General features: G+C 55.8%; 1 protein-coding gene. It reads right to left on the bottom strand.

Annotation, left to right across the window (positions count from 1 at the left end):
* Positions 1-678: hypothetical protein (locus IG627_RS20740; protein WP_193195232.1), on the bottom strand; the 678-nt coding region annotated here is incomplete at both ends.

The following is a 678-nucleotide window of genomic DNA, read 5'->3' as shown; positions in this document are numbered from 1 at the left end:
CTTGACGATGAAGTGGTCGGCCTTGGCGGAGCCAACTATGCTGCTGCCGTCGCCACTCACGGACTCGATACCGCTAAAGGTGATACTGTTGTTGAGAAACTCTCCATCCGCTCCGGTCAGGGTCATATCACCCACGGCGTTGACCTTGTCTCCGTTCGCCCCTTCAGCGCCAGCGTTAACGGTAGTCACATCGCTAAACGTGATCAGGTCTGCGCCTACAGTGTAAACGCCGGTTCCTACTCCGGTTTCGGCAACGGTAAACTCGTCATCGCCAGCAGAACCCGTCAGGGTCTGAACGGTAACAGTATCTATATCTTGGAAAACTCTATTCAGGGTATCGTGGGTGAGTTTTATCTCGTTGTCTGCTCCGGTCAGGGCCAGACCTGCCACGTAATCACTGGCATCAACGTCGTTGACACCGCCACGGCCCTCAACCGCAGAGACTCCGAAGAAGGTCATATCGCCAACCTTGACGTCGCCGTCAGCGGTCAATACGAAATTATCGTGCCCATCGGTACCGTCGCTAACGCCATCTCTGCCGAGCAGATTGGTACCACTGGCCGCGGTCAGCTTCTCGGCGTTGACGAAGGTAATACCGTTATTGCTCGCGCTGTTGTCAGCGTTACCGACGATTGTCCAGTGCTGGCCAGTATGTCCCTCAACCTCGTCGACCGTACC

The sequence above is a fragment of the Microbulbifer taiwanensis genome (assembly GCF_014904815.1).
Taxonomy (GTDB): Bacteria; Pseudomonadota; Gammaproteobacteria; order Pseudomonadales; family Cellvibrionaceae; genus Microbulbifer; species Microbulbifer taiwanensis.
This window is presented reverse-complemented; position numbering and strand designations above follow the sequence as displayed.